This window comes from Streptomyces sp. NPDC102360 (assembly GCF_044766085.1).
In the GTDB taxonomy this organism is placed as follows: Bacteria; Actinomycetota; Actinomycetes; order Streptomycetales; family Streptomycetaceae; genus Streptomyces.
The window spans coordinates 77,597-101,795 of the sequence record NZ_JBIWLG010000002.1; the positions used below are offsets into that span (position 1 = coordinate 77,597).

Here is a 24,199-nt window from a genome sequence, read left to right on the forward strand (position 1 = left end):
AAGCGGCCGAGTCACCATCGGCCTGACCACCTTGATCCGCTCCTGCCCCTCCCGGAGCTGGTGAACGAACAACTGGTCGAAGCTGCCCGACCCGAGGCTGGCCAAGAGGGGCCGGTTCCGTACACAAGCTCACCTGGCTCACCCGCACCGGGAAGGACAGTTACTCAGGCAGCCTCTTCCAACCGGTGCACCACCCGGATTCCTTCGCCCGCGAGCCAGGCCCGCGCCCTCCCACAACCCCGCTCTCCGGCGAACCAGAAGTACTGCTCGCGCAGATCTGGGTGGTCGGTGAGTACGTCCTTGAAGCGGCGGAAGGCACCCCGGCCGGCGAGAGCGTCCTCAAGGCGCCGCGCGAGGAGCGCGTCGGTCAGACCGTCGGTGAACTCGTGCATGTCGCGGTACGCATCCCGCGATCCCGCACATGGCACCGGCAGCCAGCGGTCCGGAGCCTCGTCCGCACCGGGCTCACCTCCGAAGTCGTCCAGCACGGCGGCGGGCCAGCACTCGCCGCTGTCCAGGTCGAGGTACCCGGCTCCGTCCACCGGGTCGCCGTCTCGCAGCCCGGTCAGCTCTTCCAGGTCGACCGCGACCGCTCGCAGCCCTGGTGCGGGCGGTCTGCCGTCGCCGGCGCGTGCCAGGTCGTCGGCGAGGGTTTCGTCCCCCGGCCAGTCCCGTGAACGCAGCAGCGTCACGCACACCCGCGCCTGCTTCGCGGCCCCGGGCACTCCCCGTACCACCGCGACGCGCAGGGCGTCCCCGACCGACTGCAGCACCGGCTGCGGATCGTGCGCCGTCAGGAGGCCCACGAGCGTGGGCCCGTCGGCCGTGTACACCGCCGCGCGCAGCCGGGCGAGTTCGCTGCCGTTCCAGTCACCGCTCATTCGGCCGACGTTACCGGTCCCGGAGGCGGCGCCGGGACGTGGCCGGTGTGGCTTGTGTCGCCGCTATTCCCAGGCGAGTTGGCCGACGGGGGCCTTGGCGCGCGGCGCCGGAACGATGGGCGTCTCATGGGTGATGCGGTGAGTGAGGGCGGTGTTGCGGTGCTGGGTGCGGTTGTTGGCGATGGCGCGTTCGACGGCCTCGGTCTGGCCGATGAGCAGGACGCCGTCGCGGGCTCGGGTGACGGCGGTATAGAGCAGGTTGCGCTGGAGCAGCAGCATCCCGGCCGCACTGATCATGGGGACGATGACGTACGGGTATTCGCTGCCCTGGGAGCGGTGCACGGTCAGGGCGTAGGCGTGGACCAGCTCGTCCAGGTCGGGGAAGGGGTAGGCGGCGGTCTCGCCGTCGGTGAAGGTGACGGTCAGCTGGTGGGCCTCTGGGTCGAGGGCGGTGACGGTGCCGCTGGTGCCGTTGAAAACGCCGTTTGCACCGCGGTGGGGGTTGTTGCGGATCTGCTGGACGCGGTCGCCGAGCCGGTAGGCGATGCCGGCGTGGTAGTGCTGCGGCTTGTCGTCGGCGGGCGGGTTGAGCCGTTCCTGGAGGCGCAGGTTGAGGTCCGTCATGCCGGCGGTGTTCTTCTTGCCCGGGCACAGGACCTGGATGTCCTCGGGGCGGACCTCCGTGAAGTGGCGGGGCATCAGGTCGCAGACGAGGTCGACCACGCGCTCGGCGATCTCCTCGGCCGTCGCCATGGGCCGGTTCCAGAACGCCTTGGGGTCGTCCTGAGGAAGGCCGCCGTGGAGGATGCGGTGGGCGTTGTTGACGATGGCTGCGCTGTCGTCGTGCTGGCGGAAGACCTGGGTGAGGCGGGTGCGCGGGACCGCGTCGACGTCGAGCAGGTCGCGCAGCACCCGGCCCGGGCCGACGCTGGGCAGTTGGTTGATGTCGCCGACCAGGAGCAGGTGGCAGCCGTCCGGGATCGCGGCGGCCAGGCGGCGGGCCAGGGCGAGGTCGAGCATCGACGCCTCGTCGACGACGACCAGGTCTGCGGTCTCCAGGATGCTCGCGTGGTCGAAGAGCGAGTCGCCCTCGGGCGGGCGGATGAGCCGGTGCACCGTCGTCGCCGCCTGCCCGCAGGTCTCCTCAAGGCGTTTGGCTGCCTTCCCGGTGGGGGCGGCCAGCGCGATGACGGCGCCCGCTTCGTCGGCGAGCTCGACCAGGGTGCGCAGGGTGTGGGTCTTGCCGCAGCCCGGTCCGCCGGTCAACACCGACAGCGGTCGGGTCAGCGCGGTGCGGATGGCCTGGTGCTGTTCGTCGGTCAGCCCGGCCGTCTCCGATCCGCGCAGAGCGGTCAGGCGCTCGCTCCACGGCGCCAGCTCGGCCAGGCGGGACATCGAGGCGAGCAAGCGGCGGACGTGGAAGGCGAGTTGGGTTTCGTCACGGTGACGGTGCGGCAGCATGGCGATCTCGGTGTCCGCGCACGCGTCGGTGCCGTCCAGCACGGGCACGGGCAGTGGCTCGGTGACCAGTTCGTCCTGCGCGCGCAGGGCGTTGATGGCGTGGCGCAGTACCGCGTCGTCGATGATCTCCGCAGTGGCCGGGTCGTCATCGCTCAGCAGGTGGCGGGTGCGGGCGAGCAGGACCCGCACGGGCAGGTGGCAGTGGCCGCTCGCGCCGGCCTGGTCTAGTTCGTGCACGAGTGCGGCCTGGATTCGGGCGTCACTGTGTTTCGGGATGCCTACCGCGAGGGCGATCGTGTCGGCGTTGCGGAACCCAATGCCGTGCACGTCCCGGCACAGCCGGTAGGGCGTGCGGCGCACGATGTGCATCGGGTCGTCGTCGGTGTCGGCGTAGGTGGTGTAGATCTTCACGGCGAGCGCCGGGGTGATCCCGAGCCCCTGCAGGAACACCATGATCTCGGCGATGGCCCTCTGCTCCCGCCAGGCCGCTTTGATGCGATCCAACCGCATCTCACCGATCCCGTACACCTCACGCAGGCGCTCCGGCTCCGCCTCCAGAACCTTCAACGTCTGCTCGGCGAAGGCGTCCACGATCGCCCCGGCCAGCACAGGCCCGATCCCGCGGATCATGCCCGACGCCAGATACAGACGAATCGCCCGCGCACCGGCCGGCAGGGTGCGCTCGCACCGCACGGTACGGAACTGCCGCCCGTAACGGGGGTGGTGGCGCCAGGATCCGGTCAGGCGCAGGCTCTCGCCCGGCTGTACCCCGAAGAGCGCGGTGCCGAAGGCGGTGACGCTCTCGGCGCTGTCCTCCTCCAGAGCAGAAGTGAGGCGAAGCACGGTGCGCTCGTCGTAGCTGACATGCAGTACGTGATCCACGACCCCCTCGACCAGGTCCGGGGCATCCAGAGGCAGCGGGACGGGATCGGTCACGCGCACCATCTCCAGCAAGACGTACGGCTGTTGCCTGCATGAGGCCGCCGCAGCGCGGCAAGATCAGCATGCTGCCCCGGCCGACGGCATGTCACGCACATGAAGGATTCTCCTCGCGTCGATGCCCCGGACGAGCGAACCACCGCGCCTCCTCACGACGGGGCCGGGCAATCCGTAGAGGTCAGTCGGGTCAGCTGCGTGTGCGCTTACGCTGGCCGCCTCCATTGGTGGACTGCGCGAGCCGTACGGCCGCGTCCGACGAATAGCCGGCCTCCTTGAGAAGCTTCATCCCGCTGATGATCTGTAGACACTGCGCCTTGAGCAGCCCCATGGCAGCGGTGCTCTGAGCCTCGGCCGGAAGCGGCTCGATCATGCCGTGGTAGATGCGGGTGACCCGCTGTTCGATCACCTTGAACTCCCTGATCACCACACTGGCGCAGACATCGGGATCGACCGTGGTGAGGTATTGCCCCTCGAACCGGACAAACGCCTTGCGCGCGAGCGCGCACTTGACGTCCTTGATCCAGGTCTTGGCCCGCTGGAACTGACTCTTGGACAGATCTCCCCGGGCCTCCTCGGTATTCAGACCCCCGCTGTCCTCCGCCGCCTCGATCCGTGCCCAGAGTTCCTCACCCATGTCGGCCACGGCCCGGGGCGCTGTACGCGCGCTCATTCGCCCCCACCCCGCTCACTACCGAGCATGCGGGCCAGAGCGTGATCCATTCCGCTGCGCCCGCTCTGCACGGACTCGTCGCACCAGTCACAGGCCTCGCGGACCTTGTCGAGGACCTCCCGCACGGCGGCCTGACCGGCCTCGTTCACGTCGATCTGCTGAAGATCTGGGATCGAGGCACGCAACGCGCGACTGAAAGTGGTGGCCAGGCCGATGACTTCGAGAACGACACTGGGCGACTCACGGAAGTCGACCCCCGCGGCCTCGACCTCGGCCGCCTCTGGCACATCCTCCTCCAGCGACAGCGGAACGTCCCCCGCCACGGGATCGCCGGGAGCGACATCGGCCAGGGCAGCCTCCCCGCCCGTCTGCACGTCCGTGCCGCTCTCCGGCGGTGCCTCCAGCGCCGCCATGTCGCGGGCGTCCACGGCCTCTTGGCGCAATTCCTCATGGCGCTCGGTCTCGGCATCGCGCAACGACCGCCGCGAGCCACGCGTGTTCACGACACGCTTGGCCACCAACGGCCTCTCCAGCAGCTTTCCGACGACCTCGGCGGCCAGGTCGTCGCTCCGCAACTCCCGGCGTACCCGCTCCACCTTTTCCTCACGGGTGACCGGCGTCTGCGGGATGCTTTCCATGGCACGTAACGCGTGATCGGTCGTCCAGCGTGTGGGCTTCCCGGTCACCGGGTCCAGCGGCAGCGTCCGGATCAGCTCGAAACGACCCGGGTGCGGGCAGAGGATCCTGTGCACGTTCCACGCAGCCTCCGGGTGACGCTCCATCTCGGGCCACGCCCGCGCAACCTGGCGATAGTCATGCAGCGATGAGCGCGTCGTTCCGATCTGACGGCCGAACTCATCGAGGACATCGTCTACACGGCTCTCCCCACGGCGTTTCAGCATCCTGTCCACCAAGTCACCGAGGGAGAACTTCGCGTCCATGATCCTGCCGATGGACCGCCTCCCCTCAGCCACGTACTCCCGCCACTCGGACTCCCCGTAGCCCGGCGGCACAACCTCCTCGACCATGACCTACTCCATCCTTCGCACTGCGACGGGCACCGGGCCCGCCTCGAACGCGAACCATGCTCGACCGCACGCAATATCGACTCCAGCCGCGACAGCACGCGCACGGAAGCACCCCTGGCAAAGCCCCTCGCCCCAGCGCACAGAAGCGCCCTCACACCACTCGCGCGCAGGACAGACGCGCCCGGAGCATGCGATGCCGCCCCAGCTCCGGCGCACCCCGCCGCAGACCTCACCGCTCCCCGCGCACGGCCTGAAAGACCCTCCCGCCAACCGCTTCGACGTTCAACGGAGTGACTCCAGCCGCCCTCCGCCCTCGACGCGACCGCCGCTCGAACTCACAGGCCAGCGCCGTGCGCACGGTCAGCCGTATCTGGCGACACCCGCCCAGGACTCGAACCTGCAGCCCATCACGGACGACCGCCCGTCACCGGGGCTTCCCCCGTTACGACCCCTACACCCCCGCCACGACCCCACTTCACTCCGACCCGCTCCCAGCCGATCCGGCAGACCGGACGCCCGACGCCTCATCAGCGGCGTCCCCCAACTTCCGTCAACCGCACGGAACCTCTCTCAACGCCACCGCCCGAACCCGCAACCGCTCCCACGCCCACCCTCCCGGCCGCCACCAACCGCGTACCGCTCCCACCCGCGTTCAACATCTCGATGCAGCCCCCAACATCCACCACCCCAAAACCCCTATACCACCCATTCCGATTCGGAACTGGGGTCAAAATTTCGCACGGCCCCATAACCCGGATTCCGGATATGGGCTCGCCGCTCCCGACCCCACTCCCACTGGGAGCGCCCATGAGCTGCGGGAAGAGCGGAAGCCCATAACCGAAAGGTCACCCATACGACGGGGAGCGGCGGGTCACAAACCGGGCACGGATGTGAACGTGCGCGCAAGGAACCGAATATGTGCGCATCGCCCCGAGTGGGAGCAAACAGACATGGGGACAGTGGGAGCCTGCTCCCACTCGCGTCGCTCCCACTGGGAGCGTGGGAGCAACAGAAAAAGGGCCGTTCGAAAACGGCCCTTCACCTGCGACGTTCGATCGTTCGAACTTGTCGGGACGACAGGATTTGAACCTGCGACCCCTTGACCCCCAGTCAAGTGCGCTACCAAGCTGCGCCACGTCCCGGTGCTCGTTGACCTGGGGTTTCCCCCTGGCCTCACGCGCAGAGAAACCATACCGCACTCGGAGCCGTGGTCGCGCATCCCTTCCGGTGAGCGGACGGGGTCCAGCACGCCGTGGGAGCGGGGTTGACCTCAAGCAAAGTTGAGGTTGCAGAGTGCGTGTATGACGACAACCACAGCGGATGACATCCCCACCAATCCGACCGGAGCCGACGCATCTGCCGGGGCCGATAGGACCGACGGGACCGACAGGGCCGACAGGGCCGACAGGGCCGACGGACTACCCGGCTATCGATACGAGGATCTGCCTCGGCTCATGAGTCTGATGACCGGGGACGAGAAGCACGGGCCCGCCGCCACCTCCACCCTCGATGTGTTGTGGGTGCTGTACGAACGCGTTCTGCGGGTCGGTCCGGAGAGTGTCGAGGAGGCCGGGCGTGATCGGTTTCTGTTGTCCAAGGGGCACGGGCCCATGGCGTACTACGCCGTGCTCGTCGCCAAGGGGTACGTGCCCGAGGCGTGGCTGAGTGGGTTCGGGGCGTATGAGTCGCGGCTCGGTCATCATCCCGATCGGGTGCTCGTGCCGGGCGTGGAGATCGGGAGCGGGTCCTTGGGGCACGGGTTGCCGATCGCCGTCGGGACCGCGCTCGGGCTGCGGGCCCGGGGGCTGAGCGAGCCGGCCGTCTGGACCCTGGTCGGTGACGCCGAGCTCGACGAGGGCAGCAATCACGAGGCCATCGCCTTCGCCGGGGCCGTCGGGCTGGAGCGGCTGCACACCGTCGTCGTCGACAACCTGTCCGCCACCTATGGCAGGGCCGGGGGCATCGCCGCCCGCTTCGAGGCTGCCGGGTGGTCGACGGTGACCGTCGACGGGCGGGATCACGGGGCCCTGTACGAGGCGTTCACCGCGCCGCATCCGGGGCGGCCGCACGTCGTCGTCGCCCGTGTCGAGCCCAAGTTTGAGTGAGCCCCCCCCTCTTTCCCCTAGTACTCCCTTGGTGCGCCCTGAGTACGTCCTTAGTACTCCCTGCACCGGTACGCCCTCTCGCTTCCCTTACTGGAAGGACATCCCCGTGGACACCATGCGTGATCGCTTCGCCCCCGTTCTCAGCCGGATCCTCGACGAGGATCCGCGCGTCGCCGTCGTACTCGCCGAGATCGGGGTCGCGCCCTTTGCGGGCGCCGCTCGGCGGCATCCGGAGCGGGTTATCAATGTCGGGATCCGGGAGCAGTTGCTCGTCGGGGCCGGGGCGGGGCTTGCGCTCGCCGGGATGCGGCCCGTGCTGCACACCTTCGCGAGTTTTCTCGTTGAACGGCCTTTTGAGCAGGTGAAGTTGGACTTCGGGCATCAGGCGGTCGGGGGTGTGCTCGTGAGTGCGGGCGCGTCGTACGACGTGTCTTCCGGGGGCTTTACGCACATGGCCCCCGGCGATGTGGCGCTGCTCGACACCCTCGACGGGTGGCGTGTGCATGTGCCTGGGCATCCCGATGAGGCCGAGACGCTGCTGCGGCGGGCCGTCGGGGCCGGTGGCGATGCCGTGAGTGACTCGCGGGAGTATGTGCGGCTCTCGGTGCAGAGCAATCGGGAGGCGTTGCCTGTGGACGGGGAGCGGTTCCTGGCCGTGCGGGAAGGGCGCCGTGGAGTCGTTGTCGCTGTGGGGCCCATGCTGGACAACGTGCTCGCCGCCACCGAAGGGCTTGATGTCAGTGTTCTCTACGCGACTACCGTTCGGCCTTTTGATGACGCTGGGCTGCGGCGGGCCGTGGATGCGAGTGGCAGCGCTGATGTCGTGATCGTCGAGCCCTGCCTCGCCGGGACCTCCACCGGCGCCGCCAACAACGCGCTCGCCGATCTGCCGCACCGGGTGCTCGGGCTCGGTGTCGGGCGGCGGGAGCTGCGGCGGTACGGGAGCGTCGAGGAGCACGTCGCCGGGCATGGGCTCGACGCGAGTGCGCTGCGGGAGCGGATCAGTGGGTTTCTGCTCTCCCGTGCCCCCTCTGCCGTTGCTCCTGCCGGGGCTCCGGCATAGGGACAGGGAAGGGGGCGTGAGGGGGTTGCGCATCCGCTCTCACCAGGCTCCTGATCGCCGGGACCGAGATCATCGTCGTCGCCACCATCAGCGTGACCACTCCTCCTGCCAGCAGGACCTGCTGAGTGCCGAACGTGGCCGCCGCTGGGCCCGCCAGGGCCTGGCCCACCGGCTGCATGGCGATGGAACCGGCCACCTCGTAGGCGTGGATGCGGTTGAGGACCTCGCGCGGGACCTGCGTCTGGACGCTCGTCGCCCACATCACGCCCCAGAACGACATGCAGGCCCCGGCCACCGCGCAGCCCGCCATCATCCACGGCACCCCCAGCCCTGCACCCGCCGTCGCGGGGAACAGGGCGAAACCGAACAGGGCCAGGGCGCCCGCGCGCAGCATCCGGCGCGGGCGCACGCGCAGGGCCAGTACGCCGCCGATGACCGTGCCCGCGCCGAGCGCCGAGTTCACCAGGCCGTACACGCCCGAGCCGTACTCCTGCGTTACGTGAACGGCCACCAGAGGGACGGCCGGGCCCCACGCTCCGATCATCAGCACGCACCAGATCGAGATCACTCCCCAGAGCCATCGTCTCGATCTGAACTCCCGCCAGCCCTCTACCAGTTCGGAGCGGAAGGCGCCTCGGGTGCGTGTCTTCCCCGTGACGTGTACTACCGGTGGCAGGTGCAGGAGGAGCAGGCACAGGGCGCTCAGGCCGTACGTTCCCGCGTGGGCCGCGAAGACCAGGCCCGGTGAGGCCAGCGCGACCAGCACGCCCGCCACCGCCGGGCCGGCCAGTTGTGCGCCGGACTCCGCCACGCGGATCGCGCCGTTCGCCGCCTGGACGTCGGACGCCAGGCGGGGCACCGTGCCGGCGACGCCGGGTTGGAAGATCGCCGCGGCCGATCCGTTGATCGCGCCGATGACGCAGATCTGCCAGAGCACGACATGGCCGGTGAAGAACATGACGGCCGCGAGGGACTGTGTGACCAGGCGTGCGAGGTCGGCGCCCGTCATCAGCAGGCGGGTGTTGAAACGGTCCGCCAGCACCCCGCCGAAGATGACCAGGCCGGCGAAGCAGGCCACCGACGAGGCCATGGCGAGGCCCACCGCACCTGCCCCGTAGCCGTGCTGCAGGAGGCCTGCAGCGAGTGCCACCGGCAGCATGCTGTCGCCGAGCTTGGCCACACCCCTCGCGGTGAAGAAGAGGCCGAAGTCGCGGGTCCAGATGCCGCGCCGGGGCGCGACCTCGGCGTTCTCGCCATCGACCCCATGGTCGACCATCCACGTTCCCCGTCCGCCGTCCCCGCGGCGCACCGCAACGTGCACGGCTCGCCCTCGCGGGCGGATCATGCCATGCGGACGTGCGACTCCTCACCTGATTTCATCCCGCCCGCGGAAGGCCCAACTCCGGGTGTGCGTCCAGGAGTCGGGACGGCGCCGCCTGGCGCCAGGAGTCGGCGAGGATGTCGCGCAGCTCGGCCGTGTCCTCCAGGGCCGCGAGGCGCGCCCGGACCCACGCAAAGGACGCCTCGTGGTCCGCGATCCAGAACTTGCCCGGCTCGGACAGGACGAGTTCGTCGCGCTCCTCCTTCGGGCAGCGCACCGCTATCGACGTCTCGTCCTCGGGCAACGTGGCGAACATCTTCCCCGCGACCCGGAACGTGGGCATGCTCCAGGCGACCTTCTCGGTCGTGTCCGGCAGGGACAGGGCTGCGGTGCGTACATCCTCGGCGTCCAGCATGCTACGAACCGTAACCAACGCCACTGACAACGCCACCGCTGACGCCAACGTCAACACACGCCCTCGCGGTCACCCACTCACGGCACCCGCTTGTCCAGCCATGCCACCAGGTCCGTCTGCACCTCGTCGCGGTTGGTCTCGTTGAGGATTTCGTGGCGGGCGCCCTCGTAGCCCTTCCAGGTGAGGTCGGTGACGCCCAAGTAGCGGAAGTCCTCCAGGAGTTCGTGGACCAGCGTCATGCGCTGGTTGCACGGGTCCTCCGTGCCGACCGCGACGTGGATCGGCAGGTCGGCCGGGATGCGGGCGAGGTTCGCCGGGTCGTTGATGCGGCGCACCGCGCGGACCCAGTCCAGGGACAGGCCCGCCGAGAAGTCGAAGCCGCAGCGTTCGTCGGCGACGTACTTGTCGACCTCCGCCTCGTCCCGCGAGAGCCATTCGAAGCCGGTGCGGTGCTCGTACGGGTCGTTGAAGGAGGAGAAGAGGTTGCCCACATAGGGCGACGTGGCGGCGCGGCCGCCCGACGCGATCTCGGCCTCCAGGGCCGCGATGTCACCTTCGTTGTCGGCGCCGGGCAGGGAGCGGAAGGTGCCGGAGAGGATCAGGGCCACCAGGTCGTCCGCGTACCGCTGCGCGTACTCGCGCGCGAGCAGGGAACCGAGACTGTGGCCCAGCAGTACGAACGGGACGTTCGGGTGCAGGGCGCGTGCCTGGTCGCCGATCGCCTTGAGGTCCTCGACGATCGACACCCACGCGTCGACGGTCTCGGGGTCGCCGTCGTCCGTGACTCCGTAGCCGCCCGTGGTCGAGGCCGTGGCGCCGTGGCCGCGGTGGTCGGAGGCGATGACCGCGTAGCCGTGGGAGGCGAGGTGGCGGGCGAAGCGGTCGTAGCGCAGACCGTGTTCGGCCGCGCCGTGGGCGATCTGGACGAAGGCGCGGGGCCTGCCGCCTTCGGGCAGCCAGGTGTACGTGGCCACGGCGGCGCCGTCTCCGGTGCTGAGCGCGCTCGTCGTGTACGTCGGATCTGTGGCGGTCATCTGGCGGCTTCCTCTCGGACGGTCCGTACGGCCCTGTGGGCGGGGCGGGGGCGATGCGGGTGCGGTTCGTGCTGGCCTGCACCTCCCCCGCACCGTAGGCCCTCATTCCTGGCAATCACCGACCGGCACGGGCGTGGCGACCACCGACCGGCACGAACGGTTCGAGGCGCTTGCAGAACAGGGTCGTGGGGCGCAGCACACCCGCCGGGTCGGCCGCGTAGTCCGGGATGACGCCGACCTCGTCCCAGCCCGCCTTGCGGTAGAAGTTCTCGGCCGGACTGCCGGTCTCCGTGTCGAGGATCAGCAGCGTCACGCCCGCCTCTGCCGCGGCGCGCTCCGCCGTCGCCAGCAGGGTGCGGCCGAGGCCGGTGCCGCGGGTGTCTCCGTGCACCATCAGCTTGACCACTTCGGCGCGGTGGCGGCCGTTGGGCTTCTCGGTGAAGGCGAGCGAGATCGTTCCGACGCAGCGGGTCCCGGCCGCGCCCTCCGTGTCGTTCGCCACCCACACGGCCGTGCTGCCGCGCTCCACAGACGGTCCTACGGAGTCGCGCCACCAGGTCGCCGCTTCGTAGGGTGTGAGTCCGTGGAGGAAACCGAGTGAGCTGCCTCCATGTACGACGTCGGCCAGGAGAGCCCCCAACTCATCTACGTAGGAGAGGAATTCCGAGGGCGCAAGACGTGTGCAGGTGAATGTCATGGGAGCACCACCATCAGCGCGTAGCGCACGGGTTCGGGGCCCGGGCAGTGGAAGTGGGTCGGCCCCCAGAGGCGGAAGCGCAGGCAGTCCCCCGTCTCCAGGTGGTGTGTCGTGCCCTGGACGGTCAGGTCGAGGAGGCCGTCGAGCACCCAGATGTGCTGTTCGAGGCCGGGGACGGGCGGGCGGTCGTAGGCGATGTCGGCGTACGGCTCGAGGGTGCCCTCCACCACCTCGCCGCGCAGTCCGGCCTGCGGCGGGGAAACGGAGCGGCGCGCGAAGCCGGTCGCGTCGTCGCGCCAGACGGGCTGGTCCGCGGCGCGCACGACCTGGGCGGGGGCCGACTCGACCTCGCTCAGGAGCTGCGACATGGTCCGCCCGTAGACCGCGCAGAGGCGGTTGAGGAGGGCGGCGGTCGGGCTGATCTCGGCGCGCTCGGCCCGCGACAGGGTGGACCGGCTCACCCCACTGCGTTCCGCCAACTCGCCCAGGGACCAGCCGTGTTCGGACCGCAGCTCGGCCAGCCGGGCGCCGAGGCGGGCGTCCACGGGGTCCGGTGCCAGGTCGGTGCCGCTCGGCGGAGTACCACTCTCGCGTCTCACATACGGCACGGTATCCCGGATATGAAACAGCGGTGTTACGTGGGCGGACCGCCTTCGACTCGCGGTCGGAGCGCCCTCGTCCCGCGACACCTCGGCCATCCCCTGTCCGGGGCCTGATCCAGACGAGAAGGCCTCAGCCCTCCGCCGCCTCCCCCAACGCTTCGAGCACCGGCCGGATCAGCGGATGCTCCTCCGCCCCGTGCCGGACCGCCGCGAAGACCTTCCGGGTCGGCGCCGCACCGCCGATCGGCCGGACCACCACCTCGCTCAGGTCCACGCCGTGCAGGGCCGAGCGCGGAACCAGCGCCACGCCCGCGCCCGCGGAGGCGAGGGCGACGACGGCGCGGAAGTCGTCCGACGAGTGCTCGAACTGCGGGGCGAACCCGGCGTGTTCGCAGGCCAGGACCACCACGTCGTGGCAGGGGTTGCCGGGGTACGGGCCGATCCAGGTGTCCTTGGCGAGGTCGGCGACCGGCACCCACTCCGCCGCCGCGAGGCGGTGCGTGACCGGCAGGACCGCGTCGAACGGCTCCGCGTACAGCGGCACGCGCGTGATCCGGTCGTCGTCGGCGGCCGGCGCGCCCCGGTAGTCGACGGCGACCGCCACATCGATCCGCCGGTCGAGCAGCATCGGCAGGCTGGCGTCGCCCTCGGCGTCCTGGACGCGGACGCGGATGCCGGGTGCCGTCTTCGACAGCAGGGCGAGCGCAGGCCCCACCACGAGGCCGATGCCCGTCGCGAAGGAGGCGAGCGTCACCGTGCCCGCCTCACCCGTGCTGTACGCGGCCAGCTCGGCCTCGGCCTTCTCCAGCTGGGCGAGGACCGCGTTGGTGTGGGTGAGGAGGATCTCGCCGGCCGACGTGAGGCGGACACCGCGCGCGCCGCGCTCGACCAGCTTGTGGCCCGTCTCCTGCTCAAGGGCCGTGAGCTGCTGCGAGACCGCCGAAGGGGTCAGGTACAGCGCGGCGGCAGCAGCCGTGACGGTGCGGTGGTCGGCCACCGCACGGAGGATGTGCAGCCGCCGCGCTTCGATCATGCGCTGATTCTCCCAAACGGGTCTGACAGTGCCCTGTACGGAACCTGGACCGCGCGGAACGTCAGCCCAGCTCCGCGCGGGCCGCCACGAACGCGTCCACCGCCCGATTCACGTCCTCCGTGGAGTGTGCCGCCGACAACTGGACGCGGATGCGCGCCTGGCCCTGCGGCACCACCGGGTACGAGAAGCCGATCACGTAGACGCCGCGCTCCAGAAGGAGTTCGGCCATCCGTCCCGCGACCGAAGCGTCACCGATCATCACCGGGGCGATCGCGTGGTCGCCGGGGAGGATGTCGAAGCCCTCCTCGGCCATCCGCGTACGGAACAGCTTGGTGTTCGCCGCGAGGTGCTCGCGCAGGTCGCCCGCCGACTCCAGGAGGTCCAGGACCTTCAGGGACGCCGCCGCGATCACCGGGGCGAGGCTGTTCGAGAACAGGTACGGGCGCGAACGCTGGCGCAGCAGCGCGACGATCTCCGCGCGCGCGGCGACGTAGCCGCCGGATGCCCCGCCCAGGGCCTTGCCGAGGGTGCCGGTGATGATGTCGACGCGGTCCATGACGCCGTGCAGCTCAGGGGTGCCGCGGCCGCCGGGTCCTACGAAGCCGACCGCGTGCGAGTCGTCGACCATGACCATGGCGTCGTAGCGCTCGGCGAGGTCGCAGATGTCCGCGAGCGGCGCCACGTAGCCGTCCATGGAGAAGACGCCGTCGGTGACGATCAGCTTCCTGCGGGCGTCGGACGCCGCCTTCAACTGCGCTTCCAGGTCGGCCATGTCGCGGTTGGCGTAGCGGAAGCGCTTCGCCTTGGACAGGCGGATGCCGTCGATGATCGACGCGTGGTTGAGGGCGTCGGAGATCACCGCGTCCTCCGGGCCGAGCACGGTCTCGAAGACGCCGCCGTTGGCGTCGAAGCAGGAGGAGTACAGGATCGTGTCCTCCTGACCGAGGAAGGCCGACAGGCGCGCCTCCAACTCCTTGTGGACCTCCTGCGTGCCACAGATGAAGCGGACGGACGCCATGCCGTAGCCCCAGCGGTCGAGGGCCGCGTGGCCCGCCGCGATCACGTCGGGGTGGTCGGCGAGGCCCAGATAGTTGTTGGCGCAGAAGTTGAGCACCTCGCCGGGGCGGCCTCCCGCGGTGACCTCGACGGTGGCGGACTGCGGGGTGCCGATGACCCGCTCGGGCTTGTGCAGGCCCGCGGCGGCGATCTCGTCGAGGGTGGCCTGGATGTCGGCGCGTACGTTGTCGAACATGGGGACTTCCTTACAGATACGGGTGACGTTGGCGGCGTTCCACGGTGCGGCGACGGCGAGTGAGCCGAAGGGGCCCGCCGGTGTCGAGTGGCCGAGCGCGCGGAGGCCCGACGAAGGAGGGTCGAGCACGGTCGGTCGCTCGACACCGGCTTTGGGGCCCCGGAGGCGAACCGAGCCCTAAAAAGAAGCCCCCCAGTCCAGGAGGACCTTGCCGCCCTTGCCGCTCGCCGCGTCCTCGAACGCCGCGTCGAAATCGGTGTACGCGTAGCGGCCGGTTATCACCGGCGAGAGGTCGAGGCCGCCCTCCAGGAGCACTGACATCGCGTACCAGGTCTCGAACATCTCGCGGCCGTAGATGCCCTTGATGGTGATCATCGAGGTGACGATGCGCGCCCAGTCGACGGCGAACTCCTCGGACGGCAGGCCGAGCATGGCGATCTTGCCGCCGTGGGTCATGTTCGCGAGCATGTCGCGCATCGCGACGGGGTTGCCGGACATCTCCAGGCCCACGTCGAAGCCCTCGCGCAGGCCGAGTTCGCGCTGGCCGTCGGCGACGGTCGAGGACGCCACGTTCAGGGCGAGGCTCACGCCCACCTTCCGCGCCAGTTCCAGACGCTCCTCGCTGACGTCGGTGACGACGACGTTGCGGGCGCCGGCGTGTTTGGCGACGGCCGCCGCCATCAGGCCGATGGGTCCGGCGCCCGTGATCAGTACGTCCTCGCCGACGAGCGGGAAGGACAGCGCGGTGTGCACGGCGTTGCCGAACGGGTCGAAGATCGCCGCGACATCGAGGTCGACGGGGACGCGGTGCACCCACACGTTGGAGGCGGGCAGCGCCACGTACTCGGCGAACGCGCCGTCGCGTCCGACGCCGAGGCCCACCGTAGCCCGGCACAAGTGGCGGCGGCCGGCAAGGCAGTTGCGGCACTTGCCGCACACCAGGTGGCCCTCGCCGCTGACCGTGTCGCCCACGGCGATGTCGCTCACGTCGCGCCCGGTTTCGACGACCTCGCCGACGAACTCGTGGCCCACGACCAGCGGCGCGCTGATGGTCGACTGCGCCCAGCCGTCCCAGCTGCGGATGTGCAGATCGGTGCCGCAGATCCCCGTGCGCAGGACCTTGATCAGTACGTCCCCGGGGCCGACGCCGGGTTCGGGAACGTCCGTCAGCCACAGACCCGGTTCGGCCTTCTCCTTGACCAGTGCCTTCAAGGGTTCGACTCCTGTCGTCGCGCACGCGGGCAGGGCGAACCGGCCCGCGTGCGAGGGAGAGTGGGTGGTGTGGGGTGTGCCGCGGCAGTCATCCGAATACGTCCCGTATGCGGTCCGCCGACACCGCAGACTCTTCCGTACGCGGCGCGTTCGGTCCATCGAGGTTTTCTTAAGCGGCGCCCCAGGTTTCCTACAGGCCCGCCCGCCGCCGCGCTCGGCGCGGACAACACGCTGCCCTCGCACATGTTTTCGCTATGCTCTGCGGTTTCACGGCGCCCACGTATTCACGGAGTTTCGATGACCACACCGCCGCCCCAGAACCCCGGCCCGTACGGACAGCAGCCCCCGTACGGACAACACCCCCCGTACGAACAGCAAGGCCAGTACGGGCAGTTCGGGCCGCCAGGTCAGCCTCAGCCGCAGGCGTACGGCCAGGCATACGGCTACGGATACGGGCCTGGCCCCGGTGTTCCGCCGATGCTGGAGATGCCGACAAGCGTGCGCGTCGCGCGCGTACTCGCCTTCGTCCTCGTGGGGCTGAGCATCGTCGGTTCGATCGCCATCGGCGCGCTGTTGGGCGCCGAGGCCGCCGGGATGGTGCTGGGCAGCAGCATTCTGGTCCTGGTGATCGGCGGCTTCGCCCTGAGCTTCCGGTCGGCGGGCAACGGCGCGCGCGTCACGGTGATCGTCCTGTCGGGCCTGCAGATCCTGTTGTTCCTCGGCAGCATGGGCAGGAGTGGCGGCGCGAGCGGAATCCTGTCGCTCGCCGGGATCATCGCTCTGATCGTGCTGCTGTCGCAGGGCTCGGCGGGCCGGTGGTTCAAGCGGCCGCGCTGATGAGCTCATCCACCGAAGGCGCACGTCAGGCCGGTTAGCCCGCTCAACGAACAGAGTGTCCGAATAACGGACGCCCGGCGCATCCCATCCCACTTGGTCGCATACTGTCGCCGCACTTCAACCCGTCTCAGACAGCGAACAGGCACGACCATGACACGGACCTCCGTCACGGACCGGCCCCAGGCCGGATCCGACGTCGGCGCCACGCCGGGCGACGTCGAGGACGCCTCCACCGGCACGGAACTCGGCCACGGCCTCAAGCAGCGGCACCTTTCGATGATCGCCCTCGGCGGTGTCATCGGTGCGGGCCTCTTCGTAGGGTCGGGGGCCGGGATCGCCGCCGCTGGGCCCGCGGTCGTCCTGCTCTTCGCGGGCGCCGGATTCGTGGTCATGCTGCTGATGCGGATGCTCGGCGAGATGTCCGCCGCCCGGCCGGCCACCGGCTCGTTCTCCGTGCACGCCGAGCGCGAACTCGGCGCGTGGGCCGGGGCGACCTCCGGCTGGATGTACTGGGTGATGCTGACCTGCGGCGTGGCCGCGGAGGCGACGGCGGCCGGGCAGATCATGCACGGCTGGGTGCCGTTCCTGCCCGCCTACGGGTGGGTCGCCGTCTTCATGGTGTTCTTCTGCCTGAGCAACCTGGCCGCCGTGCGCAACTTCGGCGAGTTCGAGTTCTTCTTCTCCGCCCTGAAGGTCACCGCGATCTGCGCGTTCCTCGTCCTGGGCGTCCTCGGCATCTGCGGCGTCTTCGGTGACGCCCCCGGCGCATCGAACCTCACCGGCCAGGGCGGCTTCTTCCCCACCGGCACCTCCGGCCTGATCGCCGGACTGCTCACCGCCGTCTTCGCGTACGGCGGCCTGGAGACGGTGTCCATCGCCGCCGCCGAGTCCGACAAGCCGCGCGAGAACGTGGCGCGCGCCGTACGCACCGCCGTGTGGCGCATCGCGCTCTTCTACGTAGGGTCGATGGCGCTGGTCGTCGCCCTGGTGCCGTGGAACGACCCGAACGTCGCCGCCGACGGCCCGTACGTCACCGTGCTCGACGAGTTCGGCATCCCGGCGGCCGGCACCATCATGCAGGCCGTCATCCTGGTCGCCCTGCTGTCGGCGATGAACGCCAACATCTACGGCTCGTCCCGCATGGCCTACTCGCTCGTCTCCCGCGGCCTCGGCCCGCGCTTCCTGGGCCGGGTGCGCCGCCGCGTGCCGGTGGCCGCGGTGCTCGCGTCCTGCCTCTTCGGCTTCTTCGCGGTGTTCGCCGGCGTCTGGTGGCCCGACACCGTCTTCACCTGGCTGATGAACACGACCGGCGTCGCCATCCTCGTCGGCTGGGTCTTCATCTGCCTCGCGCAGCTGAAGATGCGCCGCCGCCTGGAGCGGGAGTCGCCGGAGCTGCTCACTGTGAAGATGTGGGGCTTCCCGTATCTGACCTGGCTCGCCCTGGCGGCGATCGCGGGCGTCTTCGTCGTCATGGCCACCACAGCCGACGGCCGCGACCAACTGTTCGTCTCCGCGATCCTGGTGGTGGCGCTGGCCGCGGGCGGGTACGCCAAGCAGCGGCGGGACGCCCGCCGCTGACGGCTCCGGTGCGAGGCAGGGCGGGGCAGGGCAGGCTCAGCCCAGCAGATCCCCCCGCCCCCGTACCAGTTCCATCAGTTCACCCGCCATCGACTTGATGGTCGCGAGCCCCGCCTGTCCCCACGGGCGGGGCTCGGTCGCGACCGCGCACACGGTTCCGAGGGCGAGCCCCGTGCGTTCGTCGATCAAAGGCGCGCCCAAGTAGGAGCGGATTCCGATTTCGTCGACTACAGGGTTGCCCGCGAAGCGCGGGTAGTCGCACACGTCTTCAAGGACGAGTGCTTTGCGCCGCACCACTACATGTGGGCAGTAACCGTGATCGCGCGCCATGTAGCGCGCCACTTCACCTTCCGTAGACGTCGACTTGGCGGCCGAGGCGGCCACTGCGCCCAGTTCGCCGCCCCGGTGGTCCCCGCCGGGGGTGTGCAGTCCGGCGAAGAACTGCCGGTTGTCGTCAATGAAGTTGACCATGGCGTACGGCGCGCCCGTCACCTCGGCGAGCCGGTCCGCGAAGTGGTCGAACACCGGCTCGGCGCGCTGCCCCAGGTCGAGCCTGCGCAATCGGCCGGCGCGCTCGACGCCCTCCTGGTCCTGCGGAGTCAGCAGCAGCCTCCTGGTCGCGTCGTACGTCACGTGTGGGCTCCGAACCCCGTGGTCGCGGGCGCGTGCGCCAACAGGTGCCGTACGAGGGTGAGCAGCGTCTGGATGCCGGAGCTCGAGATGCGCGCGTCGCAGCGCACCACGGGCACCGCCGGGTCCAGGTCGATGGCGGCGCGGACCTCCTCGGCCTCGTAACGGTAGGAGCCGTCGAACTCGTTGACCGCCACGACGAAGCCCATGCCGCGCTCCTCGAAGAAGTCGACGGCGGCGAAGCAGTCTTCCAGGCGGCGCGTGTCCGCGAGGATGACCGCTCCGAGGGCGCCCTCGGACAGTTCGTCCCACATGAACCAGAAGCGCTCCTGGCCCGGCGTGCCGAACAGATAGAGCACATGCTCGGGGTCCAGGGTGATCCGCCCGAAGTCCATCGCGACCGTCGTCTCGACCTTGTTCTCGATGCCGTCGAGGTTGTCGGTATCGGCGCTGACCGTGGTGAGCAGCTCTTCCGTGCTGAGCGGAGCGATCTCGCTGACGGCCCCGACGAAGGTCGTCTTGCCGACCCCGAACCCACCCGCGACCAAGATCTTCAGTGCGGTGGGGAAAGGGTCAGAGCTGGCGTCGTAGTCCATCGAGCACTGCCTCCAGTAGGGACCGGTCAGTGGGGTTGTCGTGGAACGTGGGGGGCTTGGTGGTGATCGCTTGGCAGTCGACGAGGTCGGAGAGGAGCACCTTGGTCACGCCCGCCGGGAGCTTCAGATGGCCGGCGATCTCCGCGACCGATGTGGGCTGCGCACACAGGTCGAGCGCCTGGCTGTGTTCCGGACCCAGGTAGCCGAGGGGGGTCGCCCCTGTGGCCATCACATGGGTGAGCAGATCCATCGACGTGCTCGGCCGGGTGCGTCCGTTACTGATCGCGTACGGACGTACGAGCCGGCCCGCGGCGCCGTCCAGCCATGGCCCGTCCTGCGGGGCCGCCACCGTCAATTCCTCATCGCCGTGGGCTGGGCGGAGGGCTGCCGGGGTGCGGTGACCAGGTAGGGGCGCACGCTCTTGACGAGCATGGCCATCTCATAGCCGAGCACGGCCGCGTCCGCGTCGCGCCCGGCGAGGACCGCGAGGCAGGTGCCGGAGCCCGCGGTCGACACGAACAGCAGCGCGGAGTCGAGCTCCACCACCACCTGCCGTACGTCGCCGCCGTCGGCGAACCGGATGCCCGCGCTGCGGCCGAGCGAGTAGAGGCCCGAGGCGAGGGCCGCCATATGGTCGGCGCTGTCGGCGTCGAGACCGTGCACGGACTTGACGAGGCCGTCGGAGGACAGCAGCACGGCGCTGCTGGTGTGGGGAACGCGCTGGACGAGGCCGCTCATCAGCCAGTCGAGATCGGACACATGACCCGTCGGCACATCGCTCGCCATGGGGGATCGACTCCTTGGTGGACTGCTGGGTGTGGTGCGAAGAGGTGGGGGATCGGCTGGGGCGGGTGCGGTGCGGGTGCGGTGCGGGGGCGGGCTGCGGTGCGGGTCGGGTGCGTACGCGCGCGTGGTGGCGTGCGGGTGCGTGTACGGGGGTGGAGGCGGGCGCGTGTGCGGTGTCGGAGTGGTCATGCAGGGGCGCCGCCTTGGTCGTCGGGGCCAGGTTCCCGCTGCTGCGCGTTCGGGCCCTCGTCGCCGGGGGCGCGCGGTTCGGCCGACTCGGCGAGCGTGATGCCGCGCTGGAAGGCGGCCATGAGACCGGGGTCGTGCACGGAGGGGGCCGTGTCCTCATGGCGTGGCGCCGGCCCGCCACGCAGTTGTGGGGCGATGTGTTCCTGGGCCCTGCGGCGCGGCAGTTGGGGGCGGCCCATGGTGCCCCGCACGACTCCCTCGGGCCGGGCGACCGGCGCCTCTGCGTGCGCAGCGGCCACGCGGGCCTCGGGGCGGATGCCGGGGAGGGCGTCGGCGGGAGTGGGGCGGGAGCCACCGGCGACGCGCTGCGGGAGGGGGGCGGCGTGGGGGCCGGGGCGGGAGGTGTCGGGTGGTGCGCCGTCGGGCCCGGTGCCCGTGCGGGGGGTGTCGGTCGGCGGGCCGGCGGGAGGCGTGCCGGTAGGAGGCGTTGCCCTGAAAGGTGTGTCGTTCGGCGTGACGGCCGGAGACGTGCCGATAGGCGTGCCGGTAGAAGGCGTTTCCGTAGGAGGTGTTTCCGTAGGAGGCGTGCCCGTCAGAGGGCCGGCTAGAGACGCGCCCAGGGGCGTATTGGAGAGGGGTGTGTCCGTAAGGGATGTGTCCGTCGGCGTGCCTACCGGAGGCATGCCGACAGGCGCTCCCGTAACGGGTGTGTCGGTCGGAGGTGCTCCCATGGGCATGCCCGTAGGAGGTGTTGGCGTGAAGGGGGCAGTCGGTGTGCCCGCCGGAGGTGTTGCCGTGTGCGACTGGCGGGGCACCACGGAGACGGCTCCGTGCAGCGGGGCGGGCGAAGGGTGCGCCGGCGCGGGCCGCGGGCCGTTGGTGTCGGGGCCGGGCTGCGGCGGTGGCCCCGCCCGGTGGCCGTTCGCCGACGGCGCCGGCTCACCGCCGAGCACGCTGTTCGCGGTCGCCGCCGCGGCGGCCTTGCGCACGTGCGGGATGCGCACGCCCGCGCCGTCCGTGTCGCCGTCCCCGCCGAGCAGGTCCTGGGGCAGCACGAGGACCGCCTGCACTCCCCCGTAGATATTGGTCTGCAAACGTACGGTGATGCCGTGCCGCCGCGCGAGCTGCGACACCACGAACAGGCCGATGCGGCCGTCCGCGAGGAGGCTGGCCACGTTGACCTGGTCGGGGTCGGTGAGCAGCGTGTTCATTTTGTTCTGCTCGGTGACCGGCATGCCGAGGCCGCGGTCCTCCACCTCGATGGCGAGCCCGGAGGTCACCGGGTTGGCGCGGAGCAGGACTTGGGTGTGCGGGGCGGAGAACACCGTGGCGTTCTCGACGAGTTCGGCCAGCAGGTGGATGCAGTCGGCGACGGCGTGCCCGCGCAGCGTGCCGTCGATCGGCGGCACGAGTTTGACCCGCGAGTACTGCTCGACCTCGGCGATCGCGGAGCGCATCACCTCGGTCATGGACACGGGGTGGCTCCACTGACGGCGCGAGACGGCGCCGCCGAGCACGGCGAGGTTCTCGGCGTGCCGACGGGTGCGTGTGGCCATGTGGTCGACGTGGAAGAGCCCCTTGAGCAGGTCGGGGTCCTCGACCTGGTTCTCCAGCTCGTCGAGCAGGCTGATCTCCCGGTGCACGAGCGACTGCAGGCGCCGGGCGAGGTTCACGAACACCTCGACCTTCTGCCGGCTGCCTGCCTGGCTGGACAGCTGGGTGGCCTGGACGACGGCCGTCACCGCGATGTCGTGTCCGCGCGCGAGGTCGACGGCGAGCCGGTCGAAGTCGTCGCCTCCGGGCGCGCCGACGGTGGGCGCGCGGCGCGGCGGCGGAGCCTCACCTTTGCGCAACTGTTCGACCAGAGCGCGCAGTTCGGACTGGCGGTGTGCGGCGCCCTGGCGCAGCGCGAGCACACGGTCGCGTACGACGGCCGCGGTGCGCCGCGCGGCGATGGCGGCGATCACGATGCCCGCGACCGTCACCAGGCAGGCCCCGCCGAGCACCGCCCACAGTGCCGGACTGGGCCGCACTCCGGTGTGTTGGAGGACGAACAGCACGGCCGCGCTCGCACCGAGGGCCACCGCGAGCGGCGGAAGGACGGCGATGCGCAGGAGTTGGGAACGTATGTGGGTCTCGGTCGGCTGTGGCGCGGCCCGCCCGGCCGGCCTGCCGTGCCGACCGCCTTCACGGCGGTCTGCGCGGACGGCCGGCTGGCGGAGCTGGGACATACGGCGACCTCGTCCTCGGTTCTATGAGTTCAGGCTCTATGAGTTCAGGGGGACAACTCTGCACGTGAAGAGACAGCAGGCAGTGCGACCGGGCGTCGCACGACGAGCACACACGGTAGTCGCCAACGGCATATACGCGAGGGGCAGTTGACAAACTCTGACGGCCGAGGTCCCGCTCTGGTATGAGCCTTCGCACCTACGACCGAATAAGTGCCCACGTTGCGTCCGCACGCCCGTTCGCCAGGGCGGCTTCGAGAGCTGAGCGGGGGACTGTCGCGGTCGTACCTACTGCCTCATCCCGCCGCCAGGGCACCCCTGACCCCGCACCTTCGGCACCTTCGGCACCTTCGGCACCTTCGGCACCTCACGCGCTCACGTCACGCCCAGCGGTAAGGGCCGCCCCCGTGACGGTCCAGAGCGCCATGCCCCACAGGCACAGCGCGGAGATGAGACCCACCACGAGGCGAACGGTCTCGTCCGGGCCGCTCGTGAGCCACACGGCCAGGCCCGCCACTCCGGCCACGATCAGCAAAGCCGCCGGCACACGCAGACGGGATTGCTCGAACACCGCCGCGAGCGGGAGGAAGTGGACCCCGACGACCATGGCGATCAGCGGGGGAATGATCACGGGCACCCCGGCACGGTTGCACACCATCGCGATGACGACGATCAACAGCCACTGCGCGGCATTGATCTGAGCGAACCGACGACGCCTGTCGGCCGGGAACGGGCCTCCCGCCGAGGGCGGGAGGAAACGGCGCGCCGCGAGCATCAGCCCCAACGCGACGACACAGCCGACCACGATCGCGACGAACCGCACCGGACCGTCGAAGGCGCTCGTGGCCAGCAGCCACCAGCCGAGCCCGAACAACGCGAAGAACCCCACCCCTGACCTGAACATGATCGGCACCTTAGACGCCGGAACACCCCGTCAACCGGTGAACTCCCGAGCCCAGCCGACCGGGGAGTCTGCGGAGTACGGGGCGGTCAACACCTGAGGCGACCCCAGGCCTGTCGTTTGGATCAGGCCCTAACTCTCGTCCGGGCGGAAGCGGGCCTTGATGTGCATGCGTTCGCCCTGGGGCCCCAGGATGCTGAGGAATTCCACGGCGCGTTCATCGGCGTTGCCGAACCAGTGCGGGAGGTGGGTGTCGAACTCGGCGGCCTCGCCCTCCGCGAGGACGACGTCCTGGTCGCCGAGCAGGAGGCGCAGCCGGCCCTTGAGGACGTACAGCCAGTGGTACCCCTCGTGCGAGCGCGGCTCGGGATCCCGGCCGGCGGTGAGGCCCGCGGGAAGAGTCTGCTTGAACGCCTGGAGGCCGCCGGGCTTGCGGGTCAGCGGCACGATCGTCACGCCGTTGCGCGTCATCGGCTGCGGGTGCACGCGCGGGTCGAGGTCGGCCGGGGCGCCGACCAGCTCGTCGATCGACACCTGGTGGGCCCTGGCCAGCGGCAGCAGGAGTTCGAGCCCCGGCCTGCGGTGACCGGACTCGAGGCGGGACAGCGTGCTGATCGGGATTCCGGTGGACTTCGACAGGGCTGTCAGGGTGGCGCCCTTGCGCCGACGCAGCTCGCGCAGCCTCGGCCCGACCGCGGCCAGCACCCCGTCGACGTCGTCGCTCATCCGTCCACCGTGCCC

The 24,199-nt window shown here is 70.2% G+C and carries 23 protein-coding genes and 1 tRNA gene; 4 read left to right on the top strand and 20 right to left on the bottom strand.

The window, feature by feature from the left end; translation table 11 throughout:
* Nucleotides 1-164 precede the first annotated feature (164 nt).
* The 5 genes from ACIRHA_RS09970 to ACIRHA_RS09990 all read right to left on the bottom strand — a co-directional run bounded on the left by ACIRHA_RS09970 (nucleotide 165) and on the right by ACIRHA_RS09990 (nucleotide 6,121).
* Entirely contained in the window at nucleotides 165-881 is a 717-nt protein-coding gene (locus ACIRHA_RS09970) for a UPF0158 family protein (RefSeq protein WP_403842419.1), read from the bottom strand.
* Between the two features lie 63 nt (nucleotides 882-944).
* Nucleotides 945-3,278 (bottom strand): ATP-dependent RecD-like DNA helicase, encoded by a 2,334-nt coding sequence (locus ACIRHA_RS09975; protein ID WP_403842422.1) that lies wholly within the window; start codon nucleotides 3,276-3,278, stop codon nucleotides 945-947.
* Nucleotides 3,279-3,468: 190 nt separating this feature from the next.
* The gene (locus ACIRHA_RS09980; RefSeq protein WP_403842425.1) at nucleotides 3,469-3,924 is read right to left on the bottom strand and encodes a hypothetical protein; all 456 of its coding nucleotides are present in this window, start codon (nucleotides 3,922-3,924) and stop codon (nucleotides 3,469-3,471) included.
* A gap of 23 nt (nucleotides 3,925-3,947) precedes the next feature.
* Nucleotides 3,948-4,979, bottom strand: a complete 1,032-nt coding sequence (locus tag ACIRHA_RS09985) for a DUF6192 family protein (RefSeq protein WP_403842428.1) — start codon at nucleotides 4,977-4,979, stop codon at nucleotides 3,948-3,950.
* 1,068 nt (nucleotides 4,980-6,047) lie between these two features.
* A tRNA-Pro gene (locus ACIRHA_RS09990) sits at nucleotides 6,048-6,121 on the bottom strand.
* A gap of 312 nt (nucleotides 6,122-6,433) precedes the next feature.
* Between ACIRHA_RS09990 and ACIRHA_RS09995 the strand changes: the two genes are divergently transcribed.
* A complete protein-coding gene (locus tag ACIRHA_RS09995; RefSeq protein ID WP_403842431.1) occupies nucleotides 6,434-7,084 on the top strand; it encodes a transketolase in 651 nt (216 codons plus the stop codon).
* A 106-nt stretch (nucleotides 7,085-7,190) separates the two neighbouring features.
* A complete protein-coding gene (locus ACIRHA_RS10000; protein ID WP_403842434.1) occupies nucleotides 7,191-8,147 on the top strand; it encodes a transketolase family protein in 957 nt (318 codons plus the stop codon).
* On the opposite strand, the gene ACIRHA_RS10005 is transcribed toward ACIRHA_RS10000, so the two are convergent.
* The 8 genes from ACIRHA_RS10005 to tdh form a co-directional block, all read right to left on the bottom strand.
* Nucleotides 8,086-9,423, bottom strand: coding sequence for an MFS transporter (locus ACIRHA_RS10005; RefSeq protein ID WP_403842437.1), 1,338 nt, complete (start codon nucleotides 9,421-9,423; stop codon nucleotides 8,086-8,088). The two genes, ACIRHA_RS10000 and ACIRHA_RS10005, sit on opposite strands and share 62 nt — an antisense overlap.
* Before the next feature lie 100 nt (nucleotides 9,424-9,523).
* Nucleotides 9,524-9,883: an MmcQ/YjbR family DNA-binding protein gene (locus tag ACIRHA_RS10010; RefSeq protein WP_403842440.1), complete on the bottom strand. Its 360-nt coding sequence runs from the start codon at nucleotides 9,881-9,883 to the stop codon at nucleotides 9,524-9,526.
* A gap of 77 nt (nucleotides 9,884-9,960) precedes the next feature.
* Nucleotides 9,961-10,917, bottom strand: coding sequence for an alpha/beta fold hydrolase (locus tag ACIRHA_RS10015; protein WP_403842443.1), 957 nt, complete (start codon nucleotides 10,915-10,917; stop codon nucleotides 9,961-9,963).
* A 115-nt stretch (nucleotides 10,918-11,032) separates the two neighbouring features.
* On the bottom strand, nucleotides 11,033-11,614 hold the full coding sequence (locus ACIRHA_RS10020) for a GNAT family N-acetyltransferase (RefSeq protein ID WP_403842445.1): 582 nt from the start codon (nucleotides 11,612-11,614) through the stop codon (nucleotides 11,033-11,035).
* Nucleotides 11,611-12,213 carry a helix-turn-helix domain-containing protein gene (locus ACIRHA_RS10025; protein WP_403842448.1) on the bottom strand — a complete coding sequence of 201 codons (603 nt, stop codon included), beginning with the start codon at nucleotides 12,211-12,213 and terminating at the stop codon, nucleotides 11,611-11,613. The genes ACIRHA_RS10020 and ACIRHA_RS10025 overlap by 4 nt, the downstream gene beginning before the upstream one ends.
* Nucleotides 12,214-12,346: 133 nt before the next feature.
* Nucleotides 12,347-13,249: a LysR family transcriptional regulator gene (locus tag ACIRHA_RS10030; RefSeq protein WP_403842451.1), complete on the bottom strand. Its 903-nt coding sequence runs from the start codon at nucleotides 13,247-13,249 to the stop codon at nucleotides 12,347-12,349.
* A 61-nt stretch (nucleotides 13,250-13,310) separates the two neighbouring features.
* The gene (locus tag ACIRHA_RS10035; RefSeq protein WP_403844385.1) at nucleotides 13,311-14,501 is read right to left on the bottom strand and encodes a glycine C-acetyltransferase; all 1,191 of its coding nucleotides are present in this window, start codon (nucleotides 14,499-14,501) and stop codon (nucleotides 13,311-13,313) included.
* Between the two features lie 177 nt (nucleotides 14,502-14,678).
* Nucleotides 14,679-15,713 (bottom strand): L-threonine 3-dehydrogenase, encoded by a 1,035-nt coding sequence (gene tdh, locus ACIRHA_RS10040; RefSeq protein ID WP_403842453.1) that lies wholly within the window; start codon nucleotides 15,711-15,713, stop codon nucleotides 14,679-14,681.
* A 297-nt stretch (nucleotides 15,714-16,010) separates the two neighbouring features.
* Here tdh and ACIRHA_RS10045 point away from each other — a divergent pair, with 297 nt between their 5' ends.
* Both ACIRHA_RS10045 and ACIRHA_RS10050 read left to right on the top strand, forming a co-directional pair.
* Nucleotides 16,011-16,550, top strand: a complete 540-nt coding sequence (locus ACIRHA_RS10045; RefSeq protein WP_403842456.1) for a hypothetical protein — start codon at nucleotides 16,011-16,013, stop codon at nucleotides 16,548-16,550.
* Nucleotides 16,551-16,700: 150 nt separating this feature from the next.
* Nucleotides 16,701-18,128, top strand: a complete 1,428-nt coding sequence (locus ACIRHA_RS10050) for an amino acid permease (protein ID WP_403842459.1) — start codon at nucleotides 16,701-16,703, stop codon at nucleotides 18,126-18,128.
* 36 nt (nucleotides 18,129-18,164) lie between these two features.
* Here ACIRHA_RS10050 and ACIRHA_RS10055 read toward each other — a convergent pair whose 3' ends face one another.
* The 7 genes from ACIRHA_RS10055 to ACIRHA_RS10085 form a co-directional block, all read right to left on the bottom strand.
* On the bottom strand, nucleotides 18,165-18,761 hold the full coding sequence (locus ACIRHA_RS10055; RefSeq protein WP_403842462.1) for a GAF domain-containing protein: 597 nt from the start codon (nucleotides 18,759-18,761) through the stop codon (nucleotides 18,165-18,167).
* Nucleotides 18,758-19,354 carry a GTP-binding protein gene (locus tag ACIRHA_RS10060; RefSeq protein WP_403842465.1) on the bottom strand — a complete coding sequence of 199 codons (597 nt, stop codon included), beginning with the start codon at nucleotides 19,352-19,354 and terminating at the stop codon, nucleotides 18,758-18,760. Before ACIRHA_RS10060 ends, ACIRHA_RS10055 begins: the two co-directional genes overlap by 4 nt.
* Entirely contained in the window at nucleotides 19,332-19,703 is a 372-nt protein-coding gene (locus ACIRHA_RS10065) for a DUF742 domain-containing protein (RefSeq protein ID WP_266722432.1), read from the bottom strand. The genes ACIRHA_RS10060 and ACIRHA_RS10065 overlap by 23 nt, the downstream gene beginning before the upstream one ends.
* A gap of 2 nt (nucleotides 19,704-19,705) precedes the next feature.
* The gene (locus tag ACIRHA_RS10070) at nucleotides 19,706-20,140 is read right to left on the bottom strand and encodes a roadblock/LC7 domain-containing protein (protein ID WP_351334716.1); all 435 of its coding nucleotides are present in this window, start codon (nucleotides 20,138-20,140) and stop codon (nucleotides 19,706-19,708) included.
* A 185-nt stretch (nucleotides 20,141-20,325) separates the two neighbouring features.
* A complete protein-coding gene (locus tag ACIRHA_RS10075; protein WP_403842469.1) occupies nucleotides 20,326-22,560 on the bottom strand; it encodes a sensor histidine kinase in 2,235 nt (744 codons plus the stop codon).
* Nucleotides 22,561-22,924: 364 nt separating this feature from the next.
* A complete protein-coding gene (locus ACIRHA_RS10080) occupies nucleotides 22,925-23,461 on the bottom strand; it encodes a hypothetical protein (RefSeq protein ID WP_403842471.1) in 537 nt (178 codons plus the stop codon).
* 129 nt (nucleotides 23,462-23,590) lie between these two features.
* Nucleotides 23,591-24,184 carry a helix-turn-helix domain-containing protein gene (locus ACIRHA_RS10085; RefSeq protein ID WP_403842474.1) on the bottom strand — a complete coding sequence of 198 codons (594 nt, stop codon included), beginning with the start codon at nucleotides 24,182-24,184 and terminating at the stop codon, nucleotides 23,591-23,593.
* Nucleotides 24,185-24,199 lie beyond the last annotated feature (15 nt).

Excerpts from the sequence above, each read along its gene's own strand:
- ACIRHA_RS09970 (WP_403842419.1), bottom strand. The coding sequence starts at position 881 with ATGAGCGGTGACTGGAACGGCAGCGAACTCGCCCGGCTGCGCGCGGCG.
- ACIRHA_RS09985 (WP_403842428.1), bottom strand. The coding sequence starts at position 4,979 with ATGGTCGAGGAGGTTGTGCCGCCGGGCTACGGGGAGTCCGAGTGGCGG.
- ACIRHA_RS09995 (WP_403842431.1), top strand. The coding sequence starts at position 6,434 with ATGAGTCTGATGACCGGGGACGAGAAGCACGGGCCCGCCGCCACCTCC.
- ACIRHA_RS10005 (WP_403842437.1), bottom strand. The coding sequence starts at position 9,423 with ATGGTCGACCATGGGGTCGATGGCGAGAACGCCGAGGTCGCGCCCCGG.
- ACIRHA_RS10010 (WP_403842440.1), bottom strand. The coding sequence starts at position 9,883 with ATGCTGGACGCCGAGGATGTACGCACCGCAGCCCTGTCCCTGCCGGAC.
- ACIRHA_RS10015 (WP_403842443.1), bottom strand. The coding sequence starts at position 10,917 with ATGACCGCCACAGATCCGACGTACACGACGAGCGCGCTCAGCACCGGA.
- ACIRHA_RS10020 (WP_403842445.1), bottom strand. The coding sequence starts at position 11,614 with ATGACATTCACCTGCACACGTCTTGCGCCCTCGGAATTCCTCTCCTAC.
- ACIRHA_RS10030 (WP_403842451.1), bottom strand. The coding sequence starts at position 13,249 with ATGATCGAAGCGCGGCGGCTGCACATCCTCCGTGCGGTGGCCGACCAC.
- ACIRHA_RS10035 (WP_403844385.1), bottom strand. The coding sequence starts at position 14,501 with ATGTTCGACAACGTACGCGCCGACATCCAGGCCACCCTCGACGAGATC.
- ACIRHA_RS10045 (WP_403842456.1), top strand. The coding sequence starts at position 16,011 with ATGACCACACCGCCGCCCCAGAACCCCGGCCCGTACGGACAGCAGCCC.
- ACIRHA_RS10050 (WP_403842459.1), top strand. The coding sequence starts at position 16,701 with ATGACACGGACCTCCGTCACGGACCGGCCCCAGGCCGGATCCGACGTC.
- ACIRHA_RS10060 (WP_403842465.1), bottom strand. The coding sequence starts at position 19,354 with ATGGACTACGACGCCAGCTCTGACCCTTTCCCCACCGCACTGAAGATC.
- ACIRHA_RS10070 (WP_351334716.1), bottom strand. The coding sequence starts at position 20,140 with ATGGCGAGCGATGTGCCGACGGGTCATGTGTCCGATCTCGACTGGCTG.
- ACIRHA_RS10075 (WP_403842469.1), bottom strand. The coding sequence starts at position 22,560 with ATGTCCCAGCTCCGCCAGCCGGCCGTCCGCGCAGACCGCCGTGAAGGC.
- ACIRHA_RS10080 (WP_403842471.1), bottom strand. The coding sequence starts at position 23,461 with ATGTTCAGGTCAGGGGTGGGGTTCTTCGCGTTGTTCGGGCTCGGCTGG.
- ACIRHA_RS10085 (WP_403842474.1), bottom strand. The coding sequence starts at position 24,184 with ATGAGCGACGACGTCGACGGGGTGCTGGCCGCGGTCGGGCCGAGGCTG.